The 19,795-nt window shown below is 54.5% G+C and carries 13 protein-coding genes; 5 read left to right on the top strand and 8 right to left on the bottom strand.

Going from position 1 to position 19,795, the window contains the following annotated elements; all coding sequences use genetic code 11:
• Window positions 1–67 precede the first annotated feature (67 nt).
• Complete coding sequence (locus VO84_RS06180; RefSeq protein WP_157439751.1) at window positions 68–331, bottom strand: hypothetical protein; 264 nt, start codon at window positions 329–331, stop codon at window positions 68–70.
• Window positions 332–670: 339 nt separating this feature from the next.
• Here VO84_RS06180 and VO84_RS06175 point away from each other — a divergent pair, with 339 nt between their 5' ends.
• Both VO84_RS06175 and VO84_RS06170 read left to right on the top strand, forming a co-directional pair.
• Window positions 671–1,624, top strand: coding sequence for a universal stress protein (locus tag VO84_RS06175; RefSeq protein WP_058186475.1), 954 nt, complete (start codon window positions 671–673; stop codon window positions 1,622–1,624).
• Between the two features lie 27 nt (window positions 1,625–1,651).
• Entirely contained in the window at window positions 1,652–2,608 is a 957-nt protein-coding gene (locus VO84_RS06170; RefSeq protein ID WP_058186473.1) for a bifunctional enoyl-CoA hydratase/phosphate acetyltransferase, read from the top strand.
• Window positions 2,609–2,612: 4 nt separating this feature from the next.
• Here VO84_RS06170 and VO84_RS06165 read toward each other — a convergent pair whose 3' ends face one another.
• The 3 genes from VO84_RS06165 to VO84_RS06155 form a co-directional block, all read right to left on the bottom strand.
• Window positions 2,613–4,904 carry a sigma 54-interacting transcriptional regulator gene (locus tag VO84_RS06165; RefSeq protein WP_058186471.1) on the bottom strand — a complete coding sequence of 764 codons (2,292 nt, stop codon included), beginning with the start codon at window positions 4,902–4,904 and terminating at the stop codon, window positions 2,613–2,615.
• A gap of 153 nt (window positions 4,905–5,057) precedes the next feature.
• On the bottom strand, window positions 5,058–6,152 hold the full coding sequence (locus VO84_RS06160) for a PP2C family protein-serine/threonine phosphatase (protein ID WP_058186469.1): 1,095 nt from the start codon (window positions 6,150–6,152) through the stop codon (window positions 5,058–5,060).
• Between the two features lie 584 nt (window positions 6,153–6,736).
• Entirely contained in the window at window positions 6,737–7,093 is a 357-nt protein-coding gene (locus VO84_RS06155) for a hypothetical protein (protein ID WP_058186468.1), read from the bottom strand.
• A 173-nt stretch (window positions 7,094–7,266) separates the two neighbouring features.
• Here VO84_RS06155 and VO84_RS06150 point away from each other — a divergent pair, with 173 nt between their 5' ends.
• Window positions 7,267–7,518, top strand: a complete 252-nt coding sequence (locus tag VO84_RS06150) for a response regulator transcription factor (RefSeq protein WP_058186466.1) — start codon at window positions 7,267–7,269, stop codon at window positions 7,516–7,518.
• A gap of 584 nt (window positions 7,519–8,102) precedes the next feature.
• Here the strand turns inward: VO84_RS06150 and VO84_RS06145 are convergent.
• The gene (locus VO84_RS06145) at window positions 8,103–8,312 is read right to left on the bottom strand and encodes a hypothetical protein (RefSeq protein ID WP_157439749.1); all 210 of its coding nucleotides are present in this window, start codon (window positions 8,310–8,312) and stop codon (window positions 8,103–8,105) included.
• 768 nt (window positions 8,313–9,080) lie between these two features.
• Here VO84_RS06145 and VO84_RS06140 point away from each other — a divergent pair.
• The gene (locus VO84_RS06140) at window positions 9,081–12,371 is read left to right on the top strand and encodes a S53 family peptidase (protein WP_058186462.1); all 3,291 of its coding nucleotides are present in this window, start codon (window positions 9,081–9,083) and stop codon (window positions 12,369–12,371) included.
• Between the two features lie 1,437 nt (window positions 12,372–13,808).
• Window positions 13,809–14,747 carry an aldose epimerase family protein gene (locus VO84_RS06135; protein WP_231737801.1) on the top strand — a complete coding sequence of 313 codons (939 nt, stop codon included), beginning with the start codon at window positions 13,809–13,811 and terminating at the stop codon, window positions 14,745–14,747.
• 148 nt (window positions 14,748–14,895) lie between these two features.
• Here the strand turns inward: VO84_RS06135 and VO84_RS06130 are convergent, their stop codons facing one another.
• From VO84_RS06130 to VO84_RS06120, 3 genes are all read right to left on the bottom strand, one after another.
• Window positions 14,896–16,026 carry a hypothetical protein gene (locus tag VO84_RS06130; protein ID WP_058186460.1) on the bottom strand — a complete coding sequence of 377 codons (1,131 nt, stop codon included), beginning with the start codon at window positions 16,024–16,026 and terminating at the stop codon, window positions 14,896–14,898.
• A gap of 92 nt (window positions 16,027–16,118) precedes the next feature.
• On the bottom strand, window positions 16,119–17,288 hold the full coding sequence (locus tag VO84_RS06125) for an alkaline phosphatase family protein (protein WP_231737800.1): 1,170 nt from the start codon (window positions 17,286–17,288) through the stop codon (window positions 16,119–16,121).
• A gap of 60 nt (window positions 17,289–17,348) precedes the next feature.
• Entirely contained in the window at window positions 17,349–19,730 is a 2,382-nt protein-coding gene (locus tag VO84_RS06120; protein ID WP_197413922.1) for a glycoside hydrolase family 95 protein, read from the bottom strand.
• Window positions 19,731–19,795: the final 65 nt, after the last annotated feature.

The following is a 19,795-nucleotide window of genomic DNA, read 5'->3' as shown; positions in this document are numbered from 1 at the left end:
TCCCTGGGCCCGCTGCGGGCAGGACTCGCAATTCTGCTTTAACTCGACTCGTTCTCTTCTGTTCATCTCAGCTCTCCTCGGTCTTTCTCAAGGCCGTCTTACGAATCTTTCTGGCAAAGTCCTGCGTCAAGGGTGTGTCTGCGAGAATCTCCGCGCTGGTAGGCCCGCAGATCCTTCGCAATGCTTCTATTCCGTTTTTGTCCACAAAGGTCATGCCGCGCAGATCGAGACTGAGCTTCTTTCCGCGCGGAAAGGGCATGAAGCTATCCCACTCACGCGTGAGCTCGCCGATCCATGGGCCGATGAGCTTGCCCTCCAATTTGAGGGTCATGCCATCGTGTCCGTCCTGAACTGAAATCCGCAGCAAGCTACTGTGCCTCTGCCTCCTGTTATGCAAATGGCTTGCCAAACCTACGGAGACGGATGGTATGTGCGAAGTGCAGCAATGCTATGTGCTTAGCGTCATGGACAGATTTGTCGAAGCGCACGTGACGATGGTGTGACGAGACGACATATCGTCACGAGACGAGATTTCGTCAATGCGAGTGGGCAATGAGGCGTTGATTATGGCTTGAATTTGTGACGCAGATCACATGCTACTGTGGCGCGCGGCACGGAAATCACAGGCGGTGCCGTGCCAATGTAGTCACGTACCACCACGGAGGTGACTATGAAAGCCACATGGAAACCACAATGGACTAGGCCGGCGACCATTCTTTTTGCCGCTACGATTCCCGTGAATGAGAAGGCCTTCCGCTTTGCATTGGCGGAGGGGGCCGAACACAAAGCGTGCCTCATTCTGTTCAACGCATACGACACGATGATGGCCTCTACTGTGCAGGCCTCCGGCATTGTGTACTACGACTTTGACGGTGCGCGGCTGGAAGCCAAACGCAGCCTGGAGCCACTGGCCGAGCGCGCGCGCAGGGGTGGCGTTCCGTGCCGCGTGGAGGTCCGCTCCGGTTTGCCCGTGGATGAGATTCTTTCCTTCGCTCGCGAATTTGCGGTGGACCGCATTGTGATGGGAACCCGCTCGCCCGGAACTCTAGGCAAACTCTTTGTGGGCTCTGTGGCGGAGGAAGTGCTCCGCAAGTCGCCGGTTCCCGTGAGCGTGATTGGCCCGAATGCGGTGGATGGGGCGCATCGCCACTACGCGATCCGCAGGATTCTCTGCGGAGTGAGCCATCTGACACCTAGTTCGCCGGTGGTGACCTTTGCCGCGAAACTGGCACAACAGCATAAAGCGCGTCTGACGCTGATGCATGTGATTCCAGAGCAGACGCACACGACGGTTTCGATCGAGACAGAGGTGGAGACTGAGCACGAGTTGCTGACAATGATTCCGCCAGGCATGACTGATCTGGATGCGGAAGCGATGGCAACCTCGGGCGATCCGGCGAATGAGATTCTGTACCGCGCCCGCTCGCCATTGGTCGATCTGATCGTGCTCAGCGCTCATGATGCTTCCATGCTTGAATCCGTTTCACGCAACGGCGTAGTGTACAAAGTAATTGCCGGAGCCGAGTGCCCAGTGCTTACGCTTTCACCGGCCATACTGGCCCTCCCAGGTGTGTGTAAGGAGCAGCCCGAACCGACAGAAACCTACCTTGCTGGTGTCTTTTAACAGAACAATAGAGCGCAGGAGCCGCACATGATTGATCTTCTTGCCATGACAGGCGCCCCGGCGCAGGAACGGCAGACGCATTATCTGCTTGAGGAGGTGATTCGCGCCGCGCAGGGCCGACCTGCATTTCCGGTTGCCGTTGCGTGGCCGCTCAGCGCCGTTTCCTTTGCCGGAGCTGTCGAGGCCGCAGAGGCCGGTATCATCTACCCGCTTTTTATTGGACCGGAGCAAAAGCTGAAGGAGATTGCGGCGTCGCTGAATTTCGATATCGCCTCCTGCGAAGTGGTTGAGGCGCGCGACGAAGTGGACGCTGCGGCCAAAGCCGTGGATCTGTGCCGCGTCGGGCGCGCCAACGCACTGATGAAGGGCAGCCTGCATACAGATGTCTTTATGCATTCGGCACTGAAGAAGGACGCAGGACTGCGCACGTCGCGCCGCATCAGTCATGTTTTTGTGCTGGAGGCGCCGTTGTATGACCGCACTCTTTTTATCACCGATGCGGCTATCAATATTTATCCGGCGCTTGAAGACAAGGTGGATATTCTGCAGAATGCCATCGAACTGGCTCATGTGCTCGGCGTGGCTGAGCCCCGCACAGCCATCCTCTCTGCCGTGGAGACCGTTTCTCCGAAGATCATTTCGACGATTGATGCTGCGGCTCTGTGCAAGATGGCTGACCGCGGCCAGATTACCGGTGCGATTCTCGATGGGCCGCTCGCCTTTGATACCGCGGTGAATGCCGAGGCTGCGCGCGTGAAGCATCTGAAGTCACCGGTGGCCGGCGTGGCGGATATCTTCCTTGTTCCGGATCTCGAATCGGGCAATATGTTGGCCAAGCAGTTGGAGTATCTTGGTGGAGCGCGTCTGGCAGGCATCGTGCTTGGCGCGTCTGTGCCGATCATCCTCACCAGCCGTGCGGATTCCTCGGAGTCGCGCGTGGCCTCGTGCGCGATTGCCTCAGCGCTGATTGCAGACAAGCAGTGAAGCTCTAGTGATAGTCCTTGCGCTCAATGCCCAGCTTCTTCAGCTTTGAGTTGAGCGTCGTGCGCTTGATGTCGAGTTTTTCCGCCGCACCGCCGCGGCCTCCAATGACGCCATGGCACTCGCGCAGCACGCGAAGGATGTGTTCGCGCTCTGCCATCTCCAGGCTTTCGTCCTCTGACTGATCGGGCACGTCCGGCAAGGTCAGCTCTGAGAGCGGCACGCGCAGCGAGGAACCCTGCGTTAGAATCACCGCGCGCTCGATGAAGTTTTCGAGCTCGCGTATATTCCCCGGCCATCTCCAGCGCGTCAGCGCGGCCATCGCCTCGGGAGGGATCATCGTGATGTTTTTGTTCATGCGTCGCGCGTGCTTCGCCAGAAAGTAGTTCACCAACAGCGGAATATCGCCGGTGCGCTGACGGAGGGGCGGAATGCGGATGGGAAAGACATTCAGCCGGTAATACAAATCGCTGCGGAAAGTCCCTTCCTGAATCATCTTTTCGAGATTGCGGTTGGTGGCGGCGACTAGCCGCACATCCACCGAAATCGTTCTCGTGCCGCCCAGTCGCTCAATCTCCTTCTCCTGCAACGCGCGCAGAATCTTCGGCTGCAACTCCAGCGGAAGGTCGCCAATCTCATCGAGAAAGAGGGTTCCCTTGTGTGCCAGCTCCAGTCGGCCCACCCTCTGCGTAATTGCGCCGGTGAATGCGCCCTTCTCATGTCCGAAGAGCTCGCTTTCAAGGAGACCCAGAGGAATCGCCGAGCAGTTGAGCTTCACGAAGGTGCGGTCGCGGCGCTGGCTCAGTTGGTGAATAGCGCGTGCGATCAGCTCCTTGCCTGTGCCTGTCTCGCCGAGGATCAATACGGTTGCATCCGTGGGCGCCACCGTCTCCGCCTGCTTCAGCAAGCGCTTAAGGCCCGCGCTTTCACCGACAATTTCTTCAAACCCGTACTCGGTCCGCAACTCCTCTTCGAGGTAGCGCTTCTCCTCGGCCAGCTTGGTCGTCATCTCAGAGATCTGCCGGAAGGCCCGCACATTATCGACTGCGGCGGCGATCTGGCGCGCCATCTGCATCAGCATATTAGCGTCAATCGGATCAAAAGCCGACTCGCTTTTGCTGCCGATGAAGAGCGTCCCCACGGTGCGCTCTTTATTTGTAAGCGGAAGCCAGTAGCCAGAACGCACCCCGGCGCGCACGTATCGCTGCAAATCGGCAGAGAAAAAGCGATCCGTCTCGAGATTCTTCAAGAACACCGGCCGCTGGTGCAGAAACGTCCATCCCGTCGGTGTGCCTTCCATCGGCACAAGCGTTTCGCTGGAAAAGATCGCGTTCTCATTCGGCGGCAGGCCCTGCGCGCGCAATTCTTCGGTTTCGCTGTCCAGCAGTGTAATGACTGCAAAATCGTGCGGCGCAACATTCTGAATTCCAGCCGCGATGGCCGCAAGCGTCATGCGAATGTCCAGCCCGGAAAGCATGGCTCGGCTCAACTCCAACAGGAGAGCCTCTTCGGCGGCCTTGCGATTGGAGAAATCGCGCGTGACCTTGGAGAATCCGATCGGCTTGCCGTCCTTTCCGTACAGCGCTGTGATGATCGCATTGGCCCAGAAGAGCGAGCCATCTTTCCGCACACGCCAGCCTTCGTCTTCGTAGCGCCCCTCGCGTCCGGCAATTGCCAGCGCCTCCTCCGGCTTGCCGCGCTCCCTGTCAGTTTGGATGTAGAAGTCGGAGAAGTTGCGCCCGATAATCTCCGCTGCGCAATAGCCTTTGATGCGCTCCGCGCCAGGATTCCATGAAGCCACACAGCCCGCGATATCCAGCGCAAAGATGGCATAGTCGCGCGCCCCATCTACTAGCAGCCGGAAGCGTTCTTCGCTGGCACGCAGCGCGTCCTCCATCTTTTTGCGCTCGGTAATGTCTCGCACCACGGCCAGAGCCAGCGTTCCCTGCGCCGTCTCTACCGAGCTCAACAGAATGTCCACTGGAAACTCGCTGCCGTTTTTGCGGCGCCCCTGGAGTTCGAGCCCCGCGCCCATGGGCCGCATACGAGGCGCACTATGGTAGCCGGCGCGATGGCCGACATGGGCCACATGAAAGCGCTCCGGAATCAGCATCTCCACCGGCTGGCCGAGCAACTCACTGCGCGTGTAGCCAAAGATCTGCTCCGCCTGCGGATTCGCCTCGCATATTCGCCCGCCTCCGTCCGCTAAAAGAATCGCGTCCGGCAGGCATGCGAGCAATCGCTCGGCCAGCACCTGAATGCTCTCAGAGACATCGGTCTTGCAAGAGGGCGTTGACATGCGAGTATGAATACCGCCACTTTGTCGAAAATGAAGTATTTTCCATCCTACTTGAAAGCGACGGAACTGCGATCCGATCATGGAAATACATATTTGCGATTCAGCGCGAATCGACACTGATCGCAATGACGAAGTTGGGCACATCTGAGGCTGTTACTGTCTCTTAATTATGAACACGGTTTTGTCATCTATGCAATCAGGCGCGCCAGCCTGTCTCAGGCGCTCGTCCTTTTGCAGTGCATAATCTAGAACAGCATTGCAGATATCCCTGGCCGGTTTACGGTTGCATTCCCGGAAGATTTGTTCTGTCTCTCGTCTACCCTCTTCATCTTCTCCGTCATAGACTCCATCTGTGTACAGAAAGATGATGTCGCCCGGGCTCATCAAAGTGATCTCGTCCAAGTCAGAATTGGTGATCTGATTAGGGCGGAGCAGAAGAGACACATACCGACTTCGGTCAGGGTGATCCTCAGGAATCTCCAGGCCCAGGGAAGGGAATTGAACCATTCGATTCCACCCAATATCCATGAATTTCCCGTATTCTGCGGAGAAGACGAGCGGCGGCGGATGGCCGAAGTTCACAAAGCGAAATAAACCGTCGGGGCGTATCTCGCCGTAAACCATGGTCGCGATCTCTCGCGTGTTGTTCTCCGTGTCGAACCCCAATGCGTTTCTGGCGGAAACGGAATGGGCAAGTCTGAGGTTGATGATCTCGAAAACATCTGCCGTCGTTTTTCCATTGGAGTCGAGTTCGCACAGCATTGCGGTATGGAAGGTGTCGTGCACGGTGGAAGCGATCTTAGCCGCAATGCTTCCATGTCCCTGCGCATCGACCAACAGTACTCCGGCGGTGGTGTAGAGTTCCTGCAGGTTCTCGGCAATTCTCAGTTGTTCTGAACTTTTGGCCTTTCTATAGCGAGAAGCTTCTTCGGACGTGTAATCGGGCCTCGATTTCAGCCAATGCAAATGGGTATCAACTGAGCCTCGGGCTGCCGGGGCATCCGAAAGCGGTTCGAGATATTGCTTTGCCAATTTGTTCGCGCGTACGATACGCGCGTCGATGTTATAGCGTTGCTGAAAGTTGATGTACTCAAACAGATCCCCGTCTGCATTGGCCGCAGGAATTGAGTTACCGAACATTTCGATCCCAGTTAACTGGGGAATCGCTCCTTCCACTGGTTTTAACCTCTTACGGAGATACTCATCCAGAGTTGACGAGGCAGCGCCTCCGTTTTCATTCGTTTCCATGGCGAGTTTCTCCCATGGAAACGAGTATACGAGGGGATTTCGCGATCCGCGCCCAGGTTGAACACATGCGATCCCAAAATCCGATTTTCGCTCAGGCGATAAGATTCACTATCGAACTGGGAGTCTTGCGGAGCATGGCATCGCGGACAACGGTAAGCAACCGTCCGATCAGTGGATGCTCGCGCCAATACCCTCACGGTCGAGACCCTCGATAGCAATGAAGTCTCCTGCCCGCGCTGCGACCGCGTGTGCATCCTCCACTTCCCGCCTCTGCGGCCTGTTTCTGCCGCAACGCGACCCTGACAAATTCCGCGCGTTGACGCGCACGAACAACGAACCAAACCTTGGCTGGGGGCGGAGTGTACCTGTCCGTGCGTTACGCTTTGGACCTGAGACATCCGTTACAAGCCCCTTGCAGTGGCGATGGTTCGATTTGATGAGTGTACTTCGCACTTGCGTTACGAAACAGACCAAAGACCTGCGTTACAGCAAATCAGGGCGAAGGTTGGTGGGCTGGGCTTTTCCCTGAGAAAGTGATTTTGGACAATGTGTCTACATGGCTGCGGAGGATTCCTGGAGGTTCTCTAGGTCTTGGGTAATGTGATTCTTCGCCGACCATGAAGAAGTCCGTCAATTGAATACGCTCCGCCACCCATCAGAGCGACCGCAGCGCTTAGTGCGGCAAGAGTAGCCCCGAGCAGTGGTTCCGACTGGGACACGAGCGTGAGCGCAAGGATCAGGACTGCGGCAAGCGCGGAGACGAGAGATGTAAGAAGACCCAGACCGATGAGAATTGCCAACCCCATTACCAGAAATGAAAGCGCACCGAGCCAGCCGCTCACCAGGTGCGCGCTCTCGATGATCAGAATGACCGCTGCAATAGTCCCACGCAGTATCACGAGCCCCAGCCCGGATCGCCCGCGCGGAAAGCTTAGATTCATCTGATCAGAGTAAGCACGCACAGTGAAAGCTCGAAGCTCACTAAGTGGGGCTCGCGGGCAGCTCTTTAGGGTTAATCAGTTTCGGGATAAGGTGCTAGTGTATTCACAAGTCCAGTGCAGCATGCCGGGACGTTAGTGCCGTCCGACGCCTATTGCGGATAGGAGGCCCAACCGTGATTTACAACCCCATGCGAGTCCTGTGTGTTGATGACCATCCCCTGATGCGGGACGGCATCGCGTTCGCCTTGCAGTCTCAGAAGGATATGGAGCTTGTTGGCGAGGCAGTGGACGGTGAGGGAGCATTGAAACAGTTTCGCGAACTCCGCCCGGACGTAACATTGATGGATCTGGCGACCCGTATTCCCGCCGCCCGTGCTGGTTTCGCCCAAGGCAAGCAGGAAGCGGCCCGCGTGACGTTCTTCTGACAATTGCACTCTTTGCAACGCCGAAGCACGAGCGGCGCGGAGTTTGTGAGATCACACCCGTTAGTCAGGGCGGATCACTGCAATCCGAGGAAGTTACAAACGCTCTCTCGGGAAGCGAATCGAAGAGTGGAACCCGGCGAGATCTGCCATTTTCCGGAATTTGCAATCCCCAGTTAAATTAGTGACTTGGCGCGGGAGCAATAAGCTCCATTCTGGGAACAATCTGGGAGCAATAACCTGTTCCAGGGGAGTTTTGGGAGCCTTTGGAGCGACCAGGGCCTTTTAGAGTCAATGTTTTACGTACTCGCTTAAAAATGGCATGGAAGAGGTCATCGGTTCGATCCCGATCAGGTCCACCAAACAATCCCTTGCAAATCAAGCATATCCCGGGAGGCGTTCACTCCCTCCTCTCTGTCACTTTGTGTCATTTTGTGTCACACGTGCAGAAGGCTTGCGCCGACTTCTAACCAGTGCTCGGTTGAAGCCGACTCTTTCGAGTTTTTCCGCCTCCGCGCATCCGACTTTCTTAGCTCCGAATTGATGGAGTTGATGGTCGATTGAACGCTGGCTTGGATCTCCTGCATCTAGACATCCGTGGTCGTAGCAGCATGTGAGTGCCGCATTACACCTTGAACGTCTTTGATCGTCCCCTTCTTCTGTGCGAGAGTTGCGATCGTTCTGCGGATGACCTGGAACGTCAGCTTGGGCAACTGTAGTTCGCGAGCGAGCTTGTGGAGTACGCGCTTGCGGTAGTTATCCGTGCCGTCTAAGACTCTTCTTCGCGCATTCTCCATTATTCCGCGAAATAGCACGTTTTTGGATCTATAAACTTGAGCAGACTTGACAGCATTCATTCTTCAGAGTTACTTTGCTTTACGTTAGTGGTATCGTTACCACTGGCGTCTGTAGCTTGCTTTGCAAACCTCGGTTTTCCTGCTGTAATCGCAGAAAATCGACACCTCCCCCTAACGCAAAGGAAGAGCCATGTTTATTTCCCGAAGAGCATTTCTAGTTCTGCGCAGAGCAACTGCTAGTACGGGCGCAGTGAATCCCATAGATTTAGCAGAGAACAATCTGAGTCCAGGTTCTACGTTGTATTGCCTGCCGGATCGCTGTTTGCGCTCACGCGCCGGTTGTGTTCTTACGCGTGTAGCGGGTGGCAAATCCTGAAAATAGCAGAAGAGTAGAGCACCTTTGCGTGAGCCGATTCTTCCTATGAATAAATCGGCTTGCACTGCGGACGTGAATGTTTCTGGCTGCTTGTCTAGAGTGCATCCGCTAATCGTGCGGTCCGTACCTCGCGAGAGCTTGAATCAGTCGCCAAGATTCCAAGATTTCTTACAGTCAAACATCCGATATAACCCGTTGTTTACTCGGTTCCTGAATGAATCAGCGAAATGGAGATATCGACTATGCTTGGTTTCAGTTTTTCGAAAGATAGAATTCGGTTTGCGATTGGCACATTGGCGCTTGTTGCGATGTGCCTTTGCGTGCCAGTGAATGCGCAAGCACAGCGGGTGAGGCTGCCTAAAAGTTTTGTCGCACCCTCTGAAGCAAGAGCTATGGGACAACTACCAGCTTCACAGCAGGTTAGCCTGACGATTTCGCTGCCGATGCGTAATACACAGGCTCTCGAGGCATTCATCAAGCAGTTACATGATCCATCGAGCCCGCAATACGGAAAGTACCTGACCGCGCAGCAGTTTACCGAGCAGTTCGGCCCAACGCAGTCGGATTATGCAAAGGTGATTGCCTACGTGAAATCGCAAGGAATGGTGGTGACGCGTACACATACGACTCGCATGGTGCTGAATGTGAGTGCTTCCGCTGCAGCGATCAACAAGACCTTTGCGGTCACGATGAAGCAGTACAAACATCCGACAGAAAACCGCATGTTCTTTGCTCCGGATGCAGAGCCTACGGTGGAAGCGGGACTACCTATTCTGGACATTCATGGCTTAAGCACCTACGAGCAGCCGCATCCAATGCTGAAGAAGGCGACTGCCGATGAGGTGGCAAGCAGCTTTACGACGGGAGCTGGTCCTAGCGGGCAGTTTCTGGGTAGTGACATGCGCGCCGCTTATGCGCCCGGCGTGCCCCTGGATGGCACAGGACAGGCCGTGGGCCTTGTTGAGCTTGGCCCATACAATCTGAGCGACGTTCAAAACTATTTCAACACGATCAATCAACCGCTGAATGTGCCGGTTTATAACGTGCTGCTGGGCGTGGACGGCATCTGCTCCGGCACGCCGACAACGGGCGGCTGCGACGACGGCGAAGAAGTTATCGATATGGAGCAGGCCATATCGATGGCACCGCATCTCTCGGCTCTGATTGTGTATGAGACGAACGGACCCAATACCGATGCGCAGACTGCGTTTGCGCAAGCGGCGGAGGATGATGTGGCAAAGCAAATCAGCCTCTCCTTTGGATGGAGCGGAACACCTGCGACAGAACCAGGTTATGAGCAGGTATTTCTGGAGTTGCAAGCGCAGGGACAGAATGTCTTTGTTTCCTCCGGTGATAGCGGCGCGAATGTTGGCGGAGTTGGATATCCGGGCAACAGTTCGAACATTACAGCGGTGGGAGGCACGGACTTGACTACGACAGGACCGGGCGGCGCATGGTCATCCGAGTCAGGCTGGGTTGGTAGTGGCGGAGGTTGGAATACGCAATCGCCGATTCCGAGCTATCAGACAGCGGCAATCAACTCCACGAACCAGGGATCGACAAGCTATCGCAATATTCCCGATGTTTCGATGGAAGCAAATACCGATAACTATTACTGCGCGAACGGGGGATGCTACACCGGCATTGGCGGAACAAGCCTTTCAGCGCCGCGGTGGGCAGGTTTTCTATCGCTAGCGAACGAGCAAGCAAATGGCACTTCGATTGGCTTTCTGAATACGATGGTTTATAGCCTTGGGCAAACGTCGAGTTACAACAGCGTGTTCCACGACATTACGATGGGCAATGACTTCAACAGCGGAAGCCCGGATCTATTCACGGCCGTTACTGGATACGACCTGGTGACAGGGTGGGGCACTCCGAATGGACAGTCGATGCTGGATACTCTCGGGCCAGTATCAACGAGCGCGCCGAACTTTACTCTGTCAGCTTCTCCTGCGACGATCCCTTTGAGGCCGGGTGAGAGCGGACAAACGACGATTACGGCAACCCCAACGAATGGCTTTACCGGGACGGTGAACTTAACGGTGACGACGATTGGTGCGCCGGCTGGGGTGACAGCAACGCTTGATCAGTCATCGATTACTGCAAACGGTTCTGCGACCCTGAACGTTACGACTACAAGCAGTACGCCTGCGGGGAATCTGTTGATCATAGTGACGGGGGCCAGCCAGGGAATCTCGCAGGCTGTCTATGTTTCACTCGCTCTGCCGGATTTCGGGCTGACGCTTTCGCCAACGATGCTTTATCTCAACCAGAGCAATCGGGTATCTGCGACGTCGACGGCGTCTCCTGAAAATGGATTCAAGGGCAAGATCAATTTCTCTCTCACAAGCGGTGTGCCCGCTGGCGTGTTGCCCGAGATACTGCGGGGCCGAATGGCGGACACAGCTACGTTGGTCCTGGCTGCGGATAGAGATGCGCTTACGGGTGTGAACAATGCTGTTGCCATTACGGCGCAATCGAGCGATATAACGCAGAGCTTCTCATCGGCGATTCTTGCGGTGAGCGCGGCGACTGGGGAGGGTGGCGCAGGAGTTCCCGTCAATCTGTCATCGGCGTTTAACGTGAATGCGGCGTATAGCGATGGCACGAACTTCAGCACGCAGGGAGGGCTTGGTGGTTTTGCGTATTCATCGAACCTGCTGACGCCTTCTCGCATTCTGAATGGCGTTCAATTCCGCTTTGGCAAACCTAATACCGCAAATGCTGTGGCGGGAGCGGGACAGAGGATTGCGCTTCCTGCGGGCCGCTTCAAGACACTCCAGTTACTGGCGTCAGGAGTCAACGGCAACCAGAGCGGGCAGGTACTGACGGTGGCGTATACCGACGGCACGACAGCACAATTTACGCAAGGTTTCAGTGACTGGTTCACACCGTCGAGCAATCTTGGCGAAGCGGAAGCAGTTGCGATGCCGCATCGCAACACTGAAAACGGAACGGAAGATGACCGGCAATTTAACCTGTACGGCTATAGCTTCCCTCTGGATGAAACAAAGGAAGTGAAGAGCCTGGCGCTACCGAATAACTCAAATGTTCTTGTACTGGCTGCCACGCTTGTGAGCCCCTCGATGGGAGCATCGGCGAATCTTGCGAGCGCATATAACGCTACGGGCATTTATACGGATGGGAGTACGTTCCCGGGAAGCGCGGGTATCGATACCGGCGGTGAGGCTTACTCCGCGAATCTGCTGGGAGACCAGACCGGAACGCGTAGCGTGATTGTGAACGGCACGGAGTACGACATAGCGGCGGCTAACCAGCCCAACATTGTTTATGGAATCGGCATGCCGATCTCACTGCCTGAAGGCCGCTATGACCAGATTCGGATACTGGGAACGGGCTTGCAGGGAGCGCAGACAGATCAGCAGATTGTACTCAAGTACAAGGATGGCTCCAAACAGACGTTGACGCAAAGCTTCAGCGACTGGTTCACGCCGCAGGAGTTCCCGAACGAGTCAGAGGTTTTTGCGATGCCGTATCGCGATAACTTCGATGGCTCGCAGGATGATCGCACTTTCAACCTGTACCAGTACATTTTGTCGTTGGATGGACGTAAGGAAGTGGCGTCGATTGAACTGCCAAACAACCGGTTCGTGGTTGTGCTTGCAATTACGCTCACGAAGCATGACGAGCCTGATTGGCAAATGCAACCTAACCGGTAACCACCAGCCCTGGGGTCAGCGAACATGCTGGTCTCAGGGCATATAAGATCAGATTTCCCTGCCATTCGCCCATGACATGGTTGATACCGCAGACAAATACTATGATAGAAGTCCAAAATATCGCTTTATGGAATAGCGGAGGTGCAGCCGCCAAGAGTGTGGTGAATTTTGTACCGTATCCATCTCAAAATCAGCCTAAATTCGCATCACTTGATCATTGCAGAGGTGTATTGACGAGCATTACAAGTAATAGATAAAACAATTTATCCCAATGCATAATAGCAAGTCATACGAGAAGTTCGGCTGCTCTTAACCGAAGGATCCTCTATTATGTCGGACCCGCAGTAAGAGCCTAAGGCCGAAAATTCTTTGGTACTCCCTTTTTGAGCCGACATGTTGTACAAGGCATCGGCCGAAAGAGATGCCTGCGCGAGTTGGATGACTTTAGTGAGAAGGTCCCTCTCACGGTCGTATCGGTCACTGCCTACGGAGCCCCCTCTCCGACGTTAGGAAACCCTACTCGTGCGTCTTCTGAGAATTGTGGATGCGCATGGCTTGGAGTATGGCGTAACATAGTTCCATGAATGCGGTCGCTTCGATTCCTACGATGGAAGCGCCACATCGGGGCAGTTTGGCTGCTGCCTTCCTGGGTTCCGCAGGCAGGGGCAGGGAACTGAAGGAGAATCGCGAGGATTCGAAGTGAGTTTCTGGACTCCCAGGGACTGCTTCGGACCAGCGGAACCTTCGAACCCGTTGCACTTGGGGAACCGGGTGGGGAACCATCGGATGTGGCAAGTTGTAAACCATGTAGAAACAGAGGGGCCGGACGGAAATTCGGTAGCCGTTAGCGCTACCAGTTCATTCTTGGAAATTATTAGAACCTAACACACTGAAAAGTGAATGAGTTAGTGGTGTTCCAAGTCCCACTTTTGAGCAATTCAGGCAAGCAGGGAAAATCAGCTTCCCGAACACTCTCTTTGCAGCCGCACCCTTTTGAATCCAAAGGTAATTGGGATTCCCTACAGTACGGTTCTGCTGACGATTCGCGATCATGTAGTGCATTTCCCGTAGCGCGACCAAGGACTGAGATTCAACGGCAACAGACGACAGTTCTGGGTCAGGCTCAGACGCCTATTTTTCCCGAACTGGCAGCGCTTGTGGAGTCGGGAAAAGTTTTGGTTACCCTTTACCAGCGTCCCGAGGCTCAGGGGAAGACGGCATTCGAAACTCTCATCGCCCACCTCACCGATAAGGAAAAACCGGTCAGATCTCACCGCTTTGCGCCGCATATCATTCTACGCAGTAGTCTCCCGCTTTTCGCCGAAAGACTCAGAGGCTCGGCCGTAAGTTAAGCGGATCCTCTTTTCGGTCTTGAGAATGAGGCGGCTTGGTTCCTAAATTGGGCTCAATTAACCCAAACGGTGAGGCATTCAGTTCATGCATATGGTCGATACGAAAGTTTGCTTTCTGAAAAATTATGAATTGTCGGTTGAGGTTTTGCCAGCTGAGGGCGGCCGCATATCCTCAATCATGAGTTTGCATTCAGGAATGGAATTCCTCACGCAAACACGGCGATCCGGCCAGTATCCGAGGGCCGGACTTGCGACTCGTTTTCAAGATGGTCCGTGTGCTGGGATTGAAGAATGCCTACCGACTGTTGGTCCGTCCAGTCCGGATACGGAGGGTGGCCCGGCGCCCGACCATGGTGACTTTTGGCAATTACCTTGGGAGTTAGACAGCTCGTCGCCGACGACCGCCAGTCTGCATGCAGTTGGATTTAGCCGGAAGCTAAATTTCAGCAAAAACCTCAGTCTTGAGCACGACACTCTCCGGGTCGCGTATAGAGTAGAGAACTCTGGTTTGACTCCTCAGTCGTTTCTTTATGCCTGCCATCCCCTCTTCGCCGTTTCTGCTGGGGACCGAGTCATCTTGGCGGACGAAATTCGAGAACTGACGCTCGAATACTCCAAAGGAGATCGTCTTGGGCAACGTGGATCCGTCCTATCCTGGCCGACGACGGAGTTGGGTGCTCAATTAGACGTAACACTTGGACCGCAAGCTGGAACCGCAGAGATGTTCTACTCCAAGCGGATTGACAAAGGTTTCTGCGGTATCTATCGAGAAAGCTCTGCCCAGATGCTAGAGATTTCATTTGACAGCAAACGGCTTCCTTATTTAGGGGTGTGGCTCTGTTACGGGGGATGGCCGAGCGATGGTGGAGAGCCTCAACAATATGCTGTCGCACTTGAACCAACCACTTCGCCGTGTAACACACTTGCAGATGCGCAAAGAACGCATACATCCATTTCCCTCAAGCCTGGTCAGACCTACGACTGGGAAATTGCTTTCCGAGTGAGAAAGATGCGCAGCCTGTAACCTAACTTTGACGGCACGAATTCCGGATGTGGAAGTCCCTGACTCCCACGACAGGCTCCTATTCATTTCACGAACGGCTCGTCGAAGCGAACGACGCGTCAACGTACGAAAATTGTCCAGAAAGAGTTCGACGAGTTTAAGAGCTAGTTTATGTGGCCCATGTCAGAATGTTTTTCAAGGTACAGTCGGAGTTCGATTTTGTCGCTTTCGGAACCCCGGGCCCTATGGCTAAGGCTTCGTGGCCGTTCTCAAAACAAACGACAAAGCGCGATTTTTCAAATCCTGGGAGCCGTTGCAGGTTAATCCACGTGTAGTAGGCTCCCATGTCGGCGTCGACCAAAGAGCCCTGTGGATCAACACCCAAAGCGGTATGCTCTGTGAGCAACTCATCCATCGACCGCTCAGTTCGCCTGAGGCGGAATCTTAGAAAGAGGGATTGAGGACGAGCCCGCCGAAGAATTTCGCGGCCTACCCATTGTACGAATGTTGTGCTGAAGATTTGTGTTCCCGACCCTTCTGCGAATAGGCGCAACACGAACTCTCGCATCACTGGATCTTCGCTCCCAGCCTGGCTGCCATAATCAGGGCGCATCCGATCGAGTACTGTGCGCAGTTGCTCGGGCCCATTACCGGAAACTGTCCGCACCGCATTCATGGCTTGCACGATCCGCTTGCGTACTGGATCTAGTTCGGCATACGAAACCGAGCAAATATTCGGGTCCTTTCTTTCTCCGACGTGCTGATGCAAGTCAGATACGCCGCCATCAACATACCAGTGCTGGTACGGAGAAGAAGTAATGGTGGCTTCATCACGAATACAGGCGATGGCGTCTGCGACTCCCTGAGACAAATCGACACGCGAGAAATAAGTCCCGTTCGGTTGGAGTTTCTCAAATAATGGCTTTGTGCCTCGTTCGCTTCCCGACCCAATAAAAACGATACAAAGGCGCGACTTCGCACTGTCATTTTCACTTCGTATCTTCTGAAGAATGGCGCCATATTGTTTTCCAGCAGCATAGAAGGCATCAATGGAATGGGTAATCCACAGTTCGGCTGTGAGGCGCTCTATAAATAATCCAGGCTGTTCGGCCCACGGCATGTCCATGAGGCCTTTGGATATCTTGAGAGCGGCAAATGGCGCGAGTACTGAATCGATTGCTTGCGAATCCGCGCTCTCGATCCACTTGAGCTGCCGGTCCAAGTCGTTGCGCTCTGCCGGGAACTGCCAGTCATATTTACTAATCTCCTTGAGAAGGAGGGCACAAAAGACTGTCGGCAACGATCGCAGAGAGGCGATATGGTCTGAGGCAAATCGTCGTGCGAGTGGTGGGTATGATGAAAAATCTGTAGTGCTGAGACTGTGACTCATTGCTAAAGTACCTCGGCCAGAGGCTTTCCTGCAGCAAAAGAAGCGTTACAGCCAAGGATCGCTGCAAGCGTCGGAACAAGGTCGATCGATTCAACCATGCGATCCACCGAAATGTTTTCGTGTATTTCCGGGCCTAAAGCGAGCATCCACGTCGTACGCGAGAGCGGATCACCAGTACGATGATGCTGAAAACCGTTCCCGCCTGGCTCGAAGTCCCCGTCGCGGCCAAAATCGGGCATAACAAACATGTTTGTCTTATTCTTGTACTCCGGATTAAGTTGAATTGACTTCCAGAGCTCAGCGCATATCCGGTCTGTTCGCAAGATTGCATCGGTATAAAGTGAATATGCCCCGGCGTGCGCAACATCGATATCGTGGAGAGTAATCCATAGCAGGTTTGGGGCGAGGTGTTGCATCAAATGCTGTGCGATATATAGAGATAGTTCATCGGGACTGGAGATGCTCGATGCATATGCGAGAAATTGGCTAACCGGCAACTTCAGCTGATCTGCAAGCAACTGCAGACTAGTAGCATGATTGTCCGAGGCCGAAACTCGGGATGTGTCTTCATAGCTATCTCGTAGCAAGTGATCGAATGATTCAGAGGATCCAGTGGCGAAGCGCCCCAACAACTGTTTTGGCAGGACCATCGTCGCTCCGAACGAAGTTCCATAGCCTGGATGGTTGCTCGCACCGATCCGATCGAATCCGTTACTCGGAGCGATGACCCACACATCCTCAGCTCGGTGTGCGCTATCTCGACGATAGTATTCGAACAAAGTGGGATTCCGCGGCGAGGTGGGTGCAAAGTTGTCGAAACTTTCGTAGCATCCGGTTGCAAGAGTTGCATTCGCAACGTAGTGCCCCAGGATTCCGCGATTTACAACCTGAGTGAAAAACGTGGCACAGGGGATGAGCTCTCCAAGCATCCTTGGAATGAATCTTTGCCCTTCCGGTGCAAATGTTTCTTCGTCTCTTGCGCCTCCTCCAAACGTAACAACGATGAGCTTCTTCGCCGGTGAAGGTGCGCGCAATGTCTGTCCGAGAGCCTTGAAACTGCAGACGCTTGCGCCGGCAGTAGTTCGAGCCACATCCCAAAGAAATCTACGCCGGCTGATTGAGCGCTGAAGTGCTGCGTTGCGCAGGTTCATATCTGCCGAAACACCATTCACTGCACTCACCTCCGTAGAAAACTGATCAGTTTCGATTTCGCTAATTTCTGCCTGGCAAGTTTAGTTGCCTCGAAACACAGCGGCAGAAATTCGGTATTCCGCTCGTGCATCCAAATGGATCATCTTCTTATGGTCTCGATATCGGATCGTGATATCAGCCTTGCGGTCGGCTTTCATCACCGCAGAAGATAATTTATTGTCCTGCCAGAAGATCGAAACTGTGATACCCCCGCGCGCACGCAGTCCCCGTATGAAACCGCTAGACCACGCTGATGGCAGCGAGGGGAGCAGATGAATCACACCATTGTGCGACTGCAGCAGCATTTCCGCAATACCTGCCGCTCCTGCCATATTGCCGTCGATCGCGAAGATGTTGCTTTCTGCGCCCGCGACTCCGCCCCGGGAATACGTCAGTAGGGAATCATCAGTGGCATGAGCAATAAGGCCACGTAGATGGCGATGCGCTGCCTCCGCATCGAAGAGCCGTGCGTAGTAATTCACGAGGTTTGCACGGGTCCATTCGGTATCCTCCCAGTTTGGCTGTTGAATGCGCCTTTCGATGGTGACACGAGCAGCGGCTGCCAGAGCCGGGGTTCGGTCCGGGGTTATCTGATCTTCAGGGTAGAGCGCGATGAGATGAGAAGTGTGCCGATGATTGGGTTCGGCCTCATCGAAGTCTTCAAGCCATTCCTGCAGTTGGCCGTGCTTGCCAATCTGTAGAGGAGGCAGTCGATCACGAGCGCTCACAATCTGGTCACGAAATTTCCCATCGATGCCGAGCAATTCTGATGCCTGAGTGCAGGCCGAGAACAGGGCATAAACTAAGACACGATCGCAGGTCGGCCCCATCGAGTCCGAACATGGTTTTCCCGTATCAGGCGCGATGAACCAGTTTTCAGGAGAGTTGGACGGTCCGGTAACAAGCCACTTCTTAGTTGGATGCTCGACCATGTATGCGAGGAAGAACCTCGCCGCATCGCGCAGCACCGGATAAGCCCTCTCGCGAAGGAAGGCTTGATCTTCAGTGAAGCGATAGTGTTCCCAAAGTTGCAGGGCAATCCAGGTACCACCCGTCACAAACATTCCCCAGCCGAGGCCCCATCCCGGTGCGGAATAACCCCAGGCATTTGTCACAACATGAGCTACCCAGCCGTCCACTCCATACATTTCACGTGCCGTCTGGGCTCCGCTGACGTGCAGGCCCTCCACCAGTTTTGCAAGCGGTGCATGGCTTTCACTCAGATTGCCAACTTCAGATAGCCAGTAGTTCTGCTGTGTGTTGATGTCCAGATGAAAATCATCGGTCCATCCCATAGCTGCGGCGAGACCATCATTCCAAATGCCTTGCAATGCGAGTGGCAGAGGCGAATCTTCTCGCGATCCTGCGATCGTCAAATAGCGGCCGTATTGAAAAAACAGTGCACATAACTCGGGATCATCCTCTTCTGCCACTAGCCGCTTTCTGCGTTCGTCGATTGGTAGATTCGAGAGATCTCGTTCATGGCCCAGATCAATCGAGACGCGATGATACAGAGCGCTATAGTCGGCAATGTGAGCTTCGCGTAGTGATTGGTACGACCGCGTGTGAGCAGCGGTAAGGGACCTGGAGCATTCTTCCCCTGGATTTCCGCCTAGAAAATCGCTTGCTATTGCGATCAACAGAGTTACGGCATTGGCAGCATGAACCGAGATTTTTTCATTGGCGCTGTGAATCTCTCCAGACTCAGGGACAACTCGAACCTGGCACTGAAATTGCGTTCCGTGCTGCCCATCGCTATGCAAGTTCTCCCAGGAATGTCCATTGAGAGTCAGCGTGTCGGCTCCTGCTATAACTTTTCCCGCCAGATGTGGTTCTCCAAATGAGATGTTGCAGAAAATACTGCCCGGCTTGCTTGCCGTCATTCGAACGGCGATGAGTCCCGCTGGGTGTGATGCAAAGACTTCACGATGGAAGAGTATGTCGCCCGTCGCGAATTCGACATGAGCAATTGCTTTATCTAAATCGAGAGAACGCCGGTATCTGGAGACCTCTGCGGGTAGAGTCATGTCAATGTCCAAAAACGACATCGGCAGCGCGGTTCCGAATTGACTTCCTCGGCCGAGCAGGTTTTTGCGACACAATTCTTCCGCTTCCATGTAGCGTCCGGCAAAGAAGAGGTTACGGATGGCGGGTATAGATTCGTGCGCATCAGGATTTGCGTTATGAAGAGTGGGCGCGCCTGACCATAAGGTACTCTCTGTCAGATGCAACCGCTCTTGAGCCGCTCCTCCAAATACCATGGCTCCGAGCCTGCCATTTCCCACCGGGAGTGCCTGCAGCCAGCGATCAGCTGGGCGCGCAAACCATATCGGTGTCTCTCCGGCTCCTGACGCGGCGAAGACCCGGTTCAGCACCCCAGTGGCAATTGCACCGAGCATGAAGTCGCGTCGGTTTAGTTTCACGTGAGCATCCTTTCAACGGATTATAAGGGTAGCTTCTGTTCGGATTCTTCTCAGATTCGTGTACG

This window comes from Occallatibacter gabretensis (assembly GCF_001449115.1).
Classification (GTDB): Bacteria; Acidobacteriota; Terriglobia; order Terriglobales; family Acidobacteriaceae; genus Telmatobacter; species Telmatobacter gabretensis.
The sequence above is the reverse complement of the archived record's forward strand: the minus strand, read 5'-3'. Positions and strand labels throughout refer to the sequence as shown.